The sequence below is a fragment of the Mycolicibacter engbaekii genome (assembly GCF_002101585.1).
In the GTDB taxonomy this organism is placed as follows: Bacteria; Actinomycetota; Actinomycetes; order Mycobacteriales; family Mycobacteriaceae; genus Mycobacterium; species Mycobacterium engbaekii.
The window spans coordinates 69,019-83,316 of sequence record NZ_LQOT01000033.1 but is presented as its reverse complement, the minus strand read 5'-3'; the positions used below and the strand labels follow the sequence as shown (position 1 = coordinate 83,316).

Annotated in this window: 13 protein-coding genes; 9 read left to right on the top strand and 4 right to left on the bottom strand. The window is 70.3% G+C overall.

The window, feature by feature from the left end:
- The first annotated feature begins 9 nt into the window (after positions 1-9).
- The 4 genes from acpM to AWC02_RS10010 are packed head-to-tail and all read left to right on the top strand — an operon-like array spanning position 10 to position 4,335.
- Positions 10-309 carry a meromycolate extension acyl carrier protein AcpM gene (acpM, locus tag AWC02_RS10025; protein WP_046320207.1) on the top strand — a complete coding sequence of 100 codons (300 nt, stop codon included), beginning with the start codon at positions 10-12 and terminating at the stop codon, positions 307-309.
- 2 nt (positions 310-311) lie between these two features.
- Positions 312-1,565, top strand: a complete 1,254-nt coding sequence (gene kasA / locus AWC02_RS10020) for a 3-oxoacyl-ACP synthase KasA (RefSeq protein ID WP_085128628.1) — start codon at positions 312-314, stop codon at positions 1,563-1,565.
- Between the two features lie 33 nt (positions 1,566-1,598).
- Positions 1,599-2,867 (top strand): 3-oxoacyl-ACP synthase KasB, encoded by a 1,269-nt coding sequence (gene kasB / locus AWC02_RS10015; RefSeq protein WP_085128627.1) that lies wholly within the window; start codon positions 1,599-1,601, stop codon positions 2,865-2,867.
- Positions 2,868-2,913: 46 nt separating this feature from the next.
- Positions 2,914-4,335, top strand: a complete 1,422-nt coding sequence (locus AWC02_RS10010; protein ID WP_085128626.1) for an acyl-CoA carboxylase subunit beta — start codon at positions 2,914-2,916, stop codon at positions 4,333-4,335.
- On the opposite strand, the gene AWC02_RS10005 is transcribed toward AWC02_RS10010, so the two are convergent.
- Complete coding sequence (locus tag AWC02_RS10005; RefSeq protein WP_085128625.1) at positions 4,332-5,861, bottom strand: glycerol-3-phosphate dehydrogenase/oxidase; 1,530 nt, start codon at positions 5,859-5,861, stop codon at positions 4,332-4,334. The two genes, AWC02_RS10010 and AWC02_RS10005, sit on opposite strands and share 4 nt — an antisense overlap.
- Positions 5,861-6,445, bottom strand: a complete 585-nt coding sequence (locus AWC02_RS10000) for a TetR/AcrR family transcriptional regulator (protein ID WP_085128624.1) — start codon at positions 6,443-6,445, stop codon at positions 5,861-5,863. Before AWC02_RS10000 ends, AWC02_RS10005 begins: the two co-directional genes overlap by 1 nt.
- A 56-nt stretch (positions 6,446-6,501) precedes the next feature.
- Between AWC02_RS10000 and AWC02_RS09995 the strand changes: the two genes are divergently transcribed.
- Both AWC02_RS09995 and AWC02_RS09990 read left to right on the top strand, forming a co-directional pair.
- Positions 6,502-8,091, top strand: coding sequence for an FAD-binding oxidoreductase (locus tag AWC02_RS09995; protein WP_109560957.1), 1,590 nt, complete (start codon positions 6,502-6,504; stop codon positions 8,089-8,091).
- Positions 8,092-8,141: 50 nt separating this feature from the next.
- A complete protein-coding gene (locus AWC02_RS09990; RefSeq protein ID WP_085128652.1) occupies positions 8,142-9,068 on the top strand; it encodes a diacylglycerol kinase in 927 nt (308 codons plus the stop codon).
- A gap of 18 nt (positions 9,069-9,086) precedes the next feature.
- On the opposite strand, the gene AWC02_RS09985 is transcribed toward AWC02_RS09990, so the two are convergent.
- Positions 9,087-9,608: a DUF3145 domain-containing protein gene (locus tag AWC02_RS09985; RefSeq protein ID WP_085128651.1), complete on the bottom strand. Its 522-nt coding sequence runs from the start codon at positions 9,606-9,608 to the stop codon at positions 9,087-9,089.
- Positions 9,609-9,732: 124 nt separating this feature from the next.
- Positions 9,733-10,569 carry a serine hydrolase domain-containing protein gene (locus tag AWC02_RS09980; protein ID WP_085128621.1) on the bottom strand — a complete coding sequence of 279 codons (837 nt, stop codon included), beginning with the start codon at positions 10,567-10,569 and terminating at the stop codon, positions 9,733-9,735.
- 112 nt (positions 10,570-10,681) lie between these two features.
- Here AWC02_RS09980 and AWC02_RS09975 point away from each other — a divergent pair, with 112 nt between their 5' ends.
- Genes AWC02_RS09975 through AWC02_RS09965 form a run of 3 tightly spaced genes read left to right on the top strand, consistent with a single transcriptional unit; the run spans position 10,682 to position 14,248 of the window.
- Entirely contained in the window at positions 10,682-12,523 is a 1,842-nt protein-coding gene (locus AWC02_RS09975; RefSeq protein WP_085128650.1) for an N-acyl-D-amino-acid deacylase family protein, read from the top strand.
- A gap of 10 nt (positions 12,524-12,533) precedes the next feature.
- The gene (locus tag AWC02_RS09970) at positions 12,534-13,619 is read left to right on the top strand and encodes an S-(hydroxymethyl)mycothiol dehydrogenase (RefSeq protein ID WP_085128619.1); all 1,086 of its coding nucleotides are present in this window, start codon (positions 12,534-12,536) and stop codon (positions 13,617-13,619) included.
- Positions 13,616-14,248 (top strand): MBL fold metallo-hydrolase, encoded by a 633-nt coding sequence (locus AWC02_RS09965; RefSeq protein ID WP_085128618.1) that lies wholly within the window; start codon positions 13,616-13,618, stop codon positions 14,246-14,248. Before AWC02_RS09970 ends, AWC02_RS09965 begins: the two co-directional genes overlap by 4 nt.
- The last annotated feature ends 50 nt before the right edge of the window (positions 14,249-14,298 follow it).

Sequence of the window (14,298 nt, the reverse complement as noted above, 5' to 3'; positions counted from 1 at the left end):
GGAAACACAGTGGCTGCCAGCCAGGAAGAAATCATCGCCGGTCTCGCCGAGATCATCGAAGAGGTCACCGGTATCGAGCCGAGCGAGGTCACCGTCGAGAAGTCCTTCGTCGACGACCTGGACATCGACTCGCTGTCGATGGTGGAGATCGCCGTGCAGACCGAAGACAAGTACGGCGTGAAGATCCCGGACGAGGACCTCGCCGGTCTGCGCACCGTCGGTGACGTGGTGGCGTACATCCAGAAGCTCGAGGCCGAGAACCCCGAGGCTGCCGCCGCGCTGCGCGAGAAGTTCGGTTCCGAGAGCTAATCGTGTCCTCGCAGCCTTCTACGGCCAACGGCGGTTACCCGAGTGTCGTGGTAACCGCCGTTGAGGCCACCACTTCAATCAGCGGGGACATCGAGAGCACGTGGAAGGGCCTGCTCGCCGGTGAGAGCGGCATCCACGTGCTCGAGGACGAGTTCGTCACCAAGTGGGACTTGCCGGTCCGCATCGGCGGACACCTCAAGGACCCGGTCGACGACCACATGGGCCGGCTGGACCTGCGACGGATGTCCTACGTCCAGCGGATGGCCAAGCTGCTCGCCGGACGGTTGTGGGAGAACGCCGGATCGCCAGAGGTCGACCCCGACCGCTTCACGGTCGTCGTCGGCACCGGGCTGGGCGGCGGCGAGAAGATCGTCGAGACCTATGACCTGATGAACGAGGGCGGCCCCCGCAAGGTGTCGCCGCTGGCCGTTCAGATGATCATGCCCAACGGTGCGGCCGCCGTGGTCGGTCTGCAGCTCGGCGCTCGCGCCGGGGTCATCACCCCGGTCTCGGCCTGCTCCTCGGGTTCGGAGGCGATCGCCCACGCCTGGCGCCAGATCGTCATGGGCGATGCGGACTTCGCGGTCTGCGGCGGTGTCGAAGGCGGTATCGAGGCGTTGCCGATCGCAACGTTCTCGATGATGCGCGCGATGTCCACCCGCAACGACGACCCCGAGGGTGCCTCGCGGCCGTTCGACAAGGACCGGGACGGCTTCGTGTTCGGTGAAGCCGGCGCGCTGATGATCATCGAGACCGAAGAGCACGCCAAGGCACGCGGCGCCAAGCCGCTGGCCCGGTTGATGGGCGCCGGCATCACCTCCGACGCCTACCACATGGTGGCTCCCGGTCCCGACGGCAAGCGGGCCGGCCGTGCGATGACCCGGGCGCTGGAATTGGCGGGCCTGTCCCCCAAGGACGTCGACCACATCAACGCGCACGGAACAGCCACCCCGATCGGTGACACCGCCGAGGCGAACGCCATCCGGGAAGCCGGATGCGACCACGCCGCGGTCTACGCACCCAAGTCGGCGTTGGGCCACTCCATCGGAGCGGTCGGTGCGCTGGAGTCGGTGCTCACGGTGCTCTCGCTGCGTGACGGGGTCATCCCGCCGACGCTGAACTACGAGACACCGGACCCGGAGATCAACCTCGACGTCGTGGCCGGAGCACCTCGCTACGGCGATTACTCCTACGCCATCAACAACTCATTCGGTTTCGGTGGGCACAACGTCGCGCTCGCCTTCGGGCGGTACTAGAGCAGTACCAAGAGAGGGAAGTTCGCAACAGCCATGTCAACGCTGGCAACGGGAAAGGGTCTCCCCAACGTCGTCGTCACCGGCTTCGCCATGACGACGGCATTGGCCGCGGACGGGGAGGACACCTGGAAGAAGCTACTGGACGGCCAGAGCGGCATTCGCAAGCTCACCGACTCGTTCATCGAGGAGTATGACCTGCCGGTTCGTATCGGCGGGCATCTCATCGAGACCCCGGAGTCCTTCGACGAAGGGTTGAGTCGGACCGAGCTGCGTCGGCTTTCCTACCTGCAGAAGATGGCTTTGGCGCTGAGCCGGCGTGCCTGGGAGCACGCCGGCTCACCCGAAGTCGACACCCGGCGCCTCATGGTGTCGATCGGCACCGGGATGGGATCCAGCGAGGAACTCGTCTGGTCCTATGACGGGATGCGCGAGCGCGGCCTCAAGGCGGTCTCACCGCTGGTCGTGCAGAAGTACATGCCCAACGGTGCGGCCGCGACCGTCGGACTGGACCGCCAGGCCAAGGCCGGGGTGATCACCCCGGTCTCGGCCTGCGCATCCGGTTCCGAAGGTATTGCGCACGCCTGGCAGCAGATCGTGCTCGGCGAAGCCGACATGGCGATCTGCGGCGGCGTGGAGACCCGGATCGAAGCGGTGCCGATCGCCGGGTTCGCCCAGATGCGCATCGTGCTGTCCACCAGCAACGACGACCCGGAGGGGGCCTGTCGCCCCTTCGACCGCGACCGCAACGGGTTCGTGTTCGGCGAGGGCGGCGCGCTGATGGTGATCGAGACCGAGGAGCACGCCAAGGCGCGCGGCGCCAACATCATCGCCCGGATCATGGGTGCGTCGATCACCTCGGACGGCTACCACATCGTCGCGCCGGATCCCGACGGCCAGTCCGCCGGCCGGGCGATGACGCGGGCCATCCAGATCGGCGGCCTGACTCCCGGCGACATCAGCCACGTCAACGCCCATGCCACCGGAACCTCGGCGGGCGACGTGGCAGAAGGCCACGCCATCAACCTCGCCTTGGGGCCGCACGGCGGCAACGCCGCGGTGTACGCACCCAAAGCGGCACTGGGCCACTCGGTGGGCGCGGTGGGCGCGGTCGAATCCATTCTGACGGTGATGGCCTTGCGTGACCAGGTCATCCCGCCGACGCGTAACTTGGAGAATCTCGACCCGGAGATCGACCTGGACGTGGTGTCCGGGGAACCGCGGCCGGGCAACTACGAGTACGCGATCAACAACTCGTTCGGGTTCGGCGGACACAACGTCGCAATCGTCTTCGGCCGGTACTGACCGGCCGAAGACACACCCGCGATCAAACAATGCAAGGAGAGGCGCGATGACGACCATGGCTCCCGAAACGGTGGGCGAATCGCTCGACCCGCGCGATCCCCTGTTGCGTCTGTCGACGTTCTTCGACGACGGCACCGTGGAGTTGCTGCACGAGCGTGACCGCTCCGGGGTGCTGGCCGCCGGAGGCACCGTCAACGGGGTGCGCACCATCGCGTTCTGCACCGACGGCACCGTGATGGGCGGTGCGATGGGCATCGAGGGCTGCGACCACATCGTCAACGCCTACGACACCGCGATCGCCGAACAGAGCCCCATCGTGGGGCTGTGGCACTCCGGCGGCGCCCGGCTGGCCGAGGGCGTGCGAGCCCTGCACGCGGTGGGGCGGGTGTTCGAGGCCATGATCCGGGCCTCGGGGTTCGTCCCGCAGATCTCGGTGGTGGTCGGTTTCGCCGCCGGCGGCGCCGCCTACGGTCCGGCGCTGACCGACGTCATCGTGATGGCGCCGGAGGGCCGGGTGTTCGTCACCGGGCCCGACGTGGTGCGCAGCGTCACCGGTGAGGACGTCGACATGGCCGCGCTCGGCGGCCCCGACACCCACCACAAGAAGTCCGGGGTGTGCCACATCGTCGCCGACGACGAGCTGGACGCCTACGAGCGTGGCCGACGCCTGGTCGGGTTGTTCTGCCAGCAGGGTCATTTCGACCGCAACAAGGCCGAGGCGGGCGAGATCGACCTGCACGCGCTGCTGCCGGAATCCGCGCGCCGCGCCTATGACGTGCACCCGCTGGTGCTCGGGCTGCTCGACTCCGACGCCCCCTTCGATGAGTTCCAGGCCAAGTGGGCGCCGTCGATGGTGGTCGGGCTGGGCCGGCTCTCGGGCCGCACGGTCGGCGTGCTGGCCAACAACCCGCTGCGGCTGGGCGGCTGCCTGAACTCCGAAAGCGCGGAGAAGGCGGCACGGTTCGTGCGGCTGTGCGACGCATTCGGCATTCCGCTGATCGTGATCGTCGACGTGCCGGGCTACCTGCCCGGCGTCGGGCAGGAATGGGGCGGCGTGGTGCGCCGCGGCGCCAAGCTGCTGCACGCGTTCGGCGAGGCCACCGTCCCCCGCGTCACGCTGGTCACCCGCAAGACCTACGGCGGGGCCTACATCGCGATGAACTCGCGGTCGTTGGGCGCCACCAAGGTCTTCGCCTGGCCGGACGCCGAGGTCGCGGTGATGGGCGCCAAGGCCGCGGTGGGCATCCTGCACAAGAAGAAGCTGGCCGCCGCGCCCGACGACGAGCGGGAGGCGCTGCACGAGGAGCTGGCCGCCGAGCACGAGCGGATCGCCGGCGGAGTGGACAGCGCCATCGACATCGGCGTGGTCGACGAGAAGATCGACCCGTCCCACACCCGCGGCAAGATCACTCAGGCGCTGGCCGAGGCGCCCGCCCGCCGCGGCCGCCACAAGAACATCCCGCTCTAGTCGCTCACGAATTCCCGGGCGACGTCGAGCACCCGTTCCCGGTCTTGGGCCACCAGCCCGATCCGGGTGCGGCGGTCCACGATGTCGGCCACGGTCAGCGCGCCCTCGTGACTGACCGCGTACTCGAATTCCGCACGCAGCACGTCGATCCCCTCGGCCACCGGTTCGTCCGGCCGCCGGCAGGTGGCGGCGGCCAGCACATTGGCCGCCTCGGCGCCGTAACGCAAGACCAGCGACGCGGGCAGGCCGGCCCGCGACACCGGCGATCCGGGATTGCGGGGCGCGCCGATCAACGGCAGGTCGCGGGTGCGGCACGGTGTGGCCGCCAGTGCCCGCTGCCGCACGGCGCGGTCCAGCACGTCTTGCGCCATGTGCCGGTATTCGGTGAGCTTGCCGCCGATCACGCTGAACACCCCGCTGCCGGATTCCACTACGGCGTGGTTGCGCGAGACGTCGGCGGTATGCCCTGATCCGGTGTCGATCAGCGGCCGCAGCCCGGCGTAGGCGCCGCGCACGTCGCCGGCGTCCAGGGCGGTCCCCAGCGCGGTGTTGACCGTGTCCAGCAGGAAGGCGACTTCGGCCGAGGTCGGCTGCGGAACGTCGGGGATGGGCCCGGGGGCCTCCTCGTCGGTGAGACCGAGGTACACCCGGCCGAGCTGCTCGGGCATGGCGAACACGAACCGGTTGAGTTCCCCGGGGATCGGTACCGTCAGCGCGGCGGCCGGGTTGCCGAACGCCGCCGCGTCGAACACCAGGTGGGTGCCGCGGCTGGGCCGCAGCCGCAAGGCGGGGTCGATGTCGGCGGCCCACACGCCGGTGGCGTTGATGACCGCCCGGGCGGACAACTGCAGCGACTCCCCGGAGAACTGGTCGGTCAGCGTGACGGTGTCGCCGGTGGCGTGCGACGCCGCCACATAGGTCAGGATGGCCGCGCCGTACTGGGCCGCGGTGCGGGCCACCGCCGCGACCAGTCGTGCGTCGTCGATCAGTTGCCCGTCGTAGGCCAGCAGGCCGCCGTCGAGGCCGTCGCGGCGCACCGTCGGTGCCAGTTCGGCGACCTGCGCCGGCGAGACTCGCCGCGAACGGGGCAGCACCGTCGCCGGGGTGCCGGCCAGGCGGCGCAGGGCGTCGCCGGCGAGGAACCCGGTGCGGACCAGGGCCCGGTCGCGCGGGCGCATGGCTTTCAGCAGGGGCACCAGTTGCGGCATCGCCCGGACCAGGTGGGGTGCGGTGCGGGTCATCAGGATGCCGCGTTCGATGGCACTGCGCCGCGCGATGCCCACGTTGCCGGTGGCCAGGTAACGCAGTCCGCCGTGCACGAGCTTGGAGCTCCACCGGCTGGTCCCGAACGCCAGGTCGTGCTTGTCCATGCACACCACCCGCAGTCCCCGCGCGGCCGCGTCCAGGGCGATGCCGGCACCGGTGATGCCCCCGCCGATCACGACGACGTCGACGGGCGGGCCGTCGGCCAGTGCGTTGAGTTCAGCGGTGCGCCGGGCGGCGTTGAGTGCGGCGGTGGAGAACATCACGAGAGGTACCTGTTCAGGGTGTAGGCCAGTTCGGCGGAGAGCGCGGCCTCGTCCAGGATCGGCGCGACGAGCTGCGCGGACTGGATGGCCGACTGGGTGATCAGCAGACACATCGCGGCGAGCCGGCGCGGGTCGCCCGCGCGGACGCTGCCGGCGCTCTGCGCGGTGCTCAGCTCTGCGGCCACCAGGTCGATCAGCCGCCGCTGGCTGGCCCCCATCCGTTGCGCGATGTAGACCATCGCCAGATCGGGTGCGTGGTGCAGCACCTGCATCACCACCTCGTCGTGGCGCAGCCGGTCGGCGGTCGCCACGATCCGGCCGACCAGCGCCTCGCGCCCGGTTCCCGGTAGCGCGGCGGCCAGTTCCGTCCAGGCCGCGGTGACCCGCGATGTCAGCAGCGCGGCGATCACCGAGCGGCTGTCCGGCCAGCGCCGGTAGACGGTGGGACGGCTCACCCCGGCCCGACGGGCAATGGCCGCCAGCGTCACCCGCTCGACGCCGAGCGCCAGGAGGCAGTCCGCGGCGGCGTCGAGGATCCGCTCCCCGACTTCCCCCTGCTCGTCATTACTGGTTGACAGCATATGTAATACTGTAACGCATGACGCCGGCCGACGCCCAGGACGCCCTGACCCCGCCGATGAAATGGAACGCCTGGGGCGATCCGGCCGCGGCCAAACCGCTGTCCGAGGGCATCCGCAACCTGCTCAAAGCGGCCCTCGGCGTCGAGGGCACCGGCGCACCGGAAGCCGATCCCGCGCAGGTGCCGCTGACACCGTCGGCACTGTCGGAGGCCGACCACGCGGACCTGGCGGCGATCGTCGGAGCCGAGTTCTGCCGCACCGACCACACCGCCCGGCTGTTGCACGCCGGCGGCAAGTCCACCCTGGACCTGTTGCGGCGCAACGGTGACGGACCGCAGGATGCTCCCGACGCGGTGCTGCTGCCCGGCGGCCCCGACGGCGAAGACCAGCTCGCGGCCATCTTGGACCTGTGCAGCCGGCGCGGCATCGCCGTCGTCCCCTTCGGCGGCGGAACCAGCGTGGTCGGGGGCCTGGACCCCATCCGCGGCGACTTCGCGGCCGTGGTCTGCGTGGACCTGCGCCGCTTCGATGAGCTGCTGCACCTCGACGAGGTGTCCGGCGAGGCGGAGTTCGGTGCCGGCGTCACCGGTCCGGACGCCGAACGACTGCTCGGGGCACGCGGATTCTCGCTGGGCCACTTCCCCCAGAGCTTCCAGTTCGCCACCCTCGGCGGTTTCGCCGCCACCCGTTCCTCGGGCCAGGACTCGGCCGGGTACGGCCGCTTCGACGACATGGTGCGCGGGCTGCGCATGATCACCCCGGCCGGCGTGCTGGACCTGGGCCGCGCCCCGGCCTCGGCCGCCGGCCCGGACCTGCGGCAACTGCTGCTGGGATCCGAGGGCACGTTCGGGCTCATCACCCGGGTGCGGGTGCGGGTTCATCCGGTACCCGCGACCACCCGCTATGAGGCGTGGTCGTTTCCGGACTTCGCCACCGGCGCCGCGGCCCTGCGCGCGGTCACCCAGACCGGCACCGGCCCGACCGTCATCCGGTTGTCCGACGAAGCCGAGACGGGGGTGAACCTGGCCACCACCGAGCAGATCGGCGAGCAGCAGATCACCGGCGGCTGCCTGGCGATCACGCTGTTCGAGGGGACCGCCGAGCACACCGAAAGCCGGCACGCCGAAACCCGGGCCCTGCTGGCCGCGCACGGCGGCACATCCCTGGGCGAAGAGCCGGCACGCGCCTGGGAGCACGGGCGGTTCTCCGCGCCCTACCTGCGCGACGCCCTGCTGGCCGCCGGCGCGCTCTGCGAAACGTTGGAGACCGCCACCGACTGGGCGGGCGTGCCCGCCCTCAAGGAAGCGGTGACCGAGGCGCTGACCACCGCACTGGGCGACAGCGGCACACCCGCGCTGGTGCTCTGCCACATCTCGCACGTCTACCCGACCGGCGCATCGCTGTACTTCACGGTGGTCGCCGGTCAGCGCGGCAACCCCATCGAGCAGTGGCGCACCGCCAAAGCCGCTGCAGCCGAGGCGATCATGCGGACCGGCGGAACCATCACCCATCACCACGCCGTCGGCGCCGATCACCGGCCGTGGATGCGCGACGAGGTGGGCGAGCTCGGGGTGCAGGTGCTGCGGGCGGTCAAGGACACCTTGGATCCGGCCGGAATCCTCAACCCGGGCAAACTCATTCCGTGATGCCGCGCCGCGACGATGCGATGCGCAGCGACGAGGAGGGGCGGGCCCCGATGAACCGTGAGATCCACCGGATCACGCTGCTGACCAACCCGGCAGCCGGGCACGGCAACGCCCGGCATGCCGCCGAGCGGGCGCTGGCGCAGTTCCAGCGGCGCGGCATCGACGTGGCGCACCTTGTCGGAGCCGACCCCGCCCACGCGCGGCGGTTGCTCGACGATGCGCTGGCCGACGACACCGACGCCGTGGTGGTGGCCGGCGGTGACGGCGTGATCTCGCTGGCGCTGCAGGCGCTGGCCGGCGGCGACGTGCCGTTGGGAATCATCCCCGCCGGCACCGGCAACGATCACGCGCGCGAATACGGCCTGCCCACCGGCGACCCCGAGGCGGCCGCGGACGTGGTGGCCCAGGGCTGGGCCGACACCGTCGACCTGGGCCGGGTCGCCCACGACGACGGTTCGGTGACCTGGTTCGGCACGGTGATGGCGGCCGGTTTCGATTCGCTGGTCAGCGACCGCGTCAACCGGATGCGCTGGCCGCACGGGCGCATGCGCTACAACCTCGCCATGGTGGCGGAGATTTCGCAGCTGCGCCTGCTGCCGTTCCGGTTGACGTTCGACGACGACGATCCGGTGGACGTGGCGCTGACGCTGGCGGCGTTCGGCAACACGCGCAGCTACGGCGGCGGCATGCTGATCTGCCCGGGCGCCGACCACGCCGACGGTCTGCTGGACGTCACCATGGTGCACTCCGGCTCGCGGACCAAGCTGATCCGGCTGTTCCCCACCGTGTTCAAGGGCACCCACGTGGATCTCGATGAGGTGAGCACCCGGCGGGCGGCATCGGTGCGCGTGGAGTGCCCCGGCATCAACGCCTACGCCGACGGCGACTATGTGGGCCCGCTGCCGGTGACGGTGTCGGCGGAGCCGGCTGCGCTGGCGATTCTGCGCCCGGCCCCCAATCCTGCCGCCCAGCCCTAGCCCGCCGCGGCCTCTCGCTCAGCCGACCCCGCGGCTGAGCCAGGAGACCTCCGCGGAATCGCCGCCGTCCCGATAGGGCTCCAGGGCCTCGTCCCAGGCGGTGCCCAGCACCGTTTCCAGGTCCGCTGCCAGCGCGTCGGCACCGCCGGCCATCAGGGCGCGCAGCCGGTTCTCCCCGACCATCACGTCGCCGTTGGCGCTCATCGTCCCGCTCCACAGACCGAGCTGCGGGGTGTGGCTGAAGCGCTGGCCGTCCACTCCGGCACTGGGATCTTCGGTGACCTCGAACCGCAACACCGACCAGGAGCGCAGCGCGCTGGCCAGGACAGCGCCGGTGCCCACGGGGCCGACCCAGTTGACCACCGCGCGCAGTTGTCCGGGCATGGCCGGCTGCGGCGTCCAGTTGAGCTTCGCCTGACCGTTGCGAGCACCCAACGCCGAGGTCAACGCCCACTCGACATGCGGGCACACCGCCGCGGGCGAGGCGTGGATGTACACCACGCCGCTCGTCACGTCGGCGAATTGATTCGTCGCGCGCATCAATTGCTCCTTCGGCTCCACGAGGGACGTCTTCCCCAACGACCTGGCGGACCGAACCGAGCGGTGATGCAGCTGAGTATTTAGTGTTGTATGTGTCTATTGTGCCTTGTGTGACGCCTGTTGGCTAGTCCCGGCCGTAGACCGCCACCACGGCGTCGGACACCGCCGGCCAGCGCCCGGTGACCCAGTCCCCGAAGTCGCGGTCGGTGAGCACCACCAGCGCCCGCTCAATCGCCGGATCGACCCAGATCAGGGTGCCGGACTGCCCGAAGTGACCGAAGGTGCGCGACGAGTTGTCGGCCCCGGTCCAGTGCGGTGTCTTGCCGTCGCGGATCTCGAAGCCCAGCCCCCAGTCGTTCGGCCGCTGCGGCCCGTAGCCCGGCAGCACGCCGTCCAGGCCGGGGAACTGCACACGGGTGGCCTCGGCGTGCAGTTGCGGCGACACCGTGATCGGCCTCAGCAGGTCGCCGGCGAAGGCGGCCAGATCGGCGACGGTGGAGGTGCCCCCGTAGCCGGCGGCCGCCGCTCCCCCGTCCAACCGGCTGGCCGACATGCCCAGCGGCTCGAACACCGCCTCGCTCAGATAGCGGCCGAACTCGATGCCGGCCGCCCGCTCCACGGCGTCGGCCAGCACCGCGAACCCGTGATTGGAGTACACCCGCCGGGTGCCGGGCTTGGCCAGGATCCGGTCGGAGTCCGGCGCGAGCCCCGAGGCGTGCGCCAGCAGATGCCGCACGGTGGCGCCCGGCGGCCCGGCCGGGGTGTCCAGTTCCACCGCCCCCTCCTCCACGGCGACCTGCACCGCCCGCGCCACCAGGGGCTTGGTCACCGAGGCGAGGTAGAACGGCCGGGCGATGTCCCCGTGGGTGGCCAGCACCCCCGAGGGGGCGATGACGGCGGCGGCCGCATGGCCGACCGGCCAGTCGGCAAGGGCGGCGAGGGGATCTTGTGCGGCGGGCATCGGCAGTCAGCCTAGGCACAGCGGCGAGCCCGGGCGACTCCGCGGCGGCGACGCAGCCGGGCCGGGTAGAGAAATGTCGGCAGATGTCGAGACTTCGCCGGCGTTGCAGGCCATGCTGGGAGCGGTATCGGTCGGAAAGGAAACACCTGTGAGTTTTGACATCGTGATCCGGGGCGGCCGGTGGTTCGACGGCACCGGCGCACCGTCGGCGATCCGCAACATCGGTATCCGCGACGGGCACGTCGCCGCCATCTCCGCCGAACCACTCGACGAGGCGGGCTGCAGCCAGGTGATCGACGCGGCCGGCAAATGGGTGCTGCCCGGGCTGCTCGACATCCACACCCACTACGACGTCGAAATTCTGCTGAGTCCCGCGCTGTCGGAGTCGGTACGGCACGGCGTGACCACGGTGCTGGTCGGATCGTGCTCGCTGTCGACCATCCATGTCGACGGCCCCGACGCCGGGGACCTGTTCGGCCGGGTGGAGGCCATCCCGCGCCAGTACGTGGTCGACACCATCGATGCGCACAAGACCTGGTCGAGTTGTGCGGACTACATCGCCAGCCTCGAGAAGCTGCCGCTTGGCCCGAACGTGACGGCGTTCATCGGACATTCCGACATGCGCGCCGCGACCATGGGACTGGACCGCGCCACCCGCGCCGACGCCCGTCCGACCGCGGCCGAACAGGCCCGCATGGAGCAGATGCTCGACGAGGCGTTGCAGGCGGGATTCGTCGGGATGAGTTCCCAGCAGTTGCTTTTCGACAAGATGGACGGCGACGTCTGCCGCTCGCGCACGCTGCCCTCGACCTACGCCAAGCCCAGGGAACTGCGCCGGCTCAAGGCGAAGCTGCGCCGCGCGGGGCGCATTCTGCAGGCAGGCCCGGACGTCAAGAACCCGTTCGACGTGGTGTCGCAGCTGGCCCAGTCCCTGGGGATCTTCCGCCGGCCGCTCAAGACCACTCTGCTGGCCGCGGCCGACGTCAAGAGCAACCGCCTGGCCATACCGGCCATGGTCAAGGCGTCGCGGATGCTGAGCCGGCTGGGCGCCGATTTCCGCTGGCAGCACCTGCCGGTGCCGTTCGAGGTCTACGCCGACGGCATCGATCTGGTGATCTTCGAGGAGTTCGGGGCGGGCGCCGAGGCGCTGCACCTGCGGGAGTCGCTCGAGCGGGACGCATTGATGCGCGACGAGTCCTACCGGCGCCGCTTCCGCAAGGACTACGCAAACAAGTACGGGCCGCGGGTCTGGCACCGCGACTTCTTCGACGCCGAGATCGTCGCATGCCCCGATGCCTCGGTGGTCGGAAAGTCCTTCGGCCAGGTCGGCATCGACCGTGGTGGCGTGCACCCCGTCGACGCCTTCCTCGACCTGGTGCTCGAGCACGGCACCGCGCTGCGCTGGCACACCACGATCTCCAACCACCGCCCCGACGTGCTCAAGGAGCTCGCCGCCGAGCCAGGTATCCAGATGGGCTTCTCGGATGCCGGCGCGCACCTGCGCAATATGGCGTTCTACAACATGGGCCTGCGGTTGCTGCGCCACGTGCTGGACGCCCAGCAGGCCGGACAGCCGTTCCTGTCGGTCGAACAGGCCGTGCACCGGCTGACCGGTGAACTGGCCGACTGGTACCGGATCGACGCCGGGCACCTGCGTATCGGCGACCGCGCCGACATCGTGGTGATCGACCCCGCCCATCTGGACGACACCCTCGACGCCTACGCCGAGGAGTCCTTCGCCGCCTACGGCGGGATGTCGCGCATGGTCAACCGCAACGACGAAACCGTCACCGCCGTCCTGGTGTCCGGCCGCGCAGTGGTTCTCGACGGTCAGCCCACCAGCGTGCTCGGCACGCAACGCACCGGAAGCTTCCTGCGGGCCGATACCCGCACCCCCGCCCCGGGGGCGCAGGCCGCGCAAGCCAGCGCACCGGGCGCACAGGCGGCAACATAAGGTTGAGCCCATGAGTCAGACAGTGCGCGGGGTGATCTCCCGTGAAAAGGGCAAGCCGGTCGAGCTGACCGACATCGTCATCCCCGAGCCGGGCGCCCACGACGTCGTCGTCGCGATCACCGCCTGCGGGGTGTGCCACACCGACCTGACCTATCGGGACGGCGGCATCAACGACAGCTACCCGTTCCTGCTGGGCCACGAGGCCTCCGGCACCGTCGAGTCGGTCGGGTCGGAGGTCACCGCGGTGGCACCCGGCGACTTCGTGATCCTGAACTGGCGTGCGGTGTGTGGACAGTGCCGGGCCTGCAAGCGCGGCCGCCCGCACCTGTGCTTCGACACGTTCAACGCCTCGCGTCCGATGACCCTGACCGACGGCACCGAGCTCACGCCGGCGCTGGGGATCGGGGCATTCGCCGACAAGACCCTCGTCCACGAGGGGCAGTGCACCAAGGTGGATCCCAGCGCCGACCCGGCGGTGGCGGGGCTGTTGGGCTGCGGGGTGATGGCCGGCCTGGGTGCGGCCGTCAACACCGGCGGCGTCACCCGCGATGACACCGTGGCGGTGATCGGCTGCGGCGGTGTGGGCGACGCGGCTATCGCCGGCGCGGCACTGGTGGGGGCCCGGCGGATCATCGCCGTCGACACCGACGACACCAAGCTCACCTGGGCGCGTGAGTTCGGCGCGACGCACACCGTCAACGCCCGCACCCAAGACCCGGTCGAGACCATTCAGGAGCTCACCGACGGCTTCGGCGCCGACGTGGTGATCGACGCCGTCGGCCGCCCCGAGACCTGGAAGCAGGCGTTCTACGCCCGCGATCTGGCCGGAACCGTTGTGCTGGTAGGTGTTCCCACCCCGGACATGACCCTGGAGATGCCGCTGATCGACTTCTTCTCCCGCGGTGGTTCGCTGAAGTCCTCGTGGTACGGCGACTGCCTGCCGGAACGTGACTTCCCCACCCTGATCAGCCTCTATCTGCAGGGCCGGCTGCCGCTGGAGAAGTTCGTCTCCGAGCGCATCGGACTCGACGACGTCGAGAAGGCCTTCCACCGCATGCACGGCGGCGAGGTGCTGCGCTCGGTCGTGGTGCTATGAGCACCGGCAGCCCGATTCAGCGGGTGGTCACCCACGGCACCTTCGAACTCGACGGCGGCAGTTGGGAAGTCGACAACAACATCTGGATCGTCGGCGACGACTCCGATGTGGTGGTCTTCGACGCCGCCCACGTCGCCGCCCCGATCGTCGAGGCCGTCGCCGGGCGCAACGTGGTGGCGGTGGTGTGCACGCACGGCCACAATGACCACATCACGGTGGCTCCCGAACTGGGCCGGCTCCTCGACGCCCCGGTGCTGCTGCACCCCGGCGACGACATGCTGTGGCAGATGACCCACCCGGACAGCGACTTTCGCGCCGTTGCCGACGGCGACACCCTCACCGTCGGTGGCCTGGAGTTGCGGGCCCTGCACACCCCCGGGCACTCGCCGGGCTCGGTGTGCTGGCACGCACCGGAGGCCGGTGCGGTGTTCAGCGGCGACACCCTGTTCTGCGGCGGGCCGGGCGCGACCGGCCGCTCGTTCTCGGACTTCCCGACGATTCTGGAATCGATCTCCGGGCGGCTCGGCAAGCTGCCCGCCGACACCGTGGTCTACACCGGGCACGGCGACAGCACCCGTATCGGTGACGAGCTGGTCCATTACGACGAGTGGGTGGCCCGCGGCCACTGACGATGCGCCGCGAGGAACGAGCGGCGAGGAGGAAGCGGCCCAAAGACCCG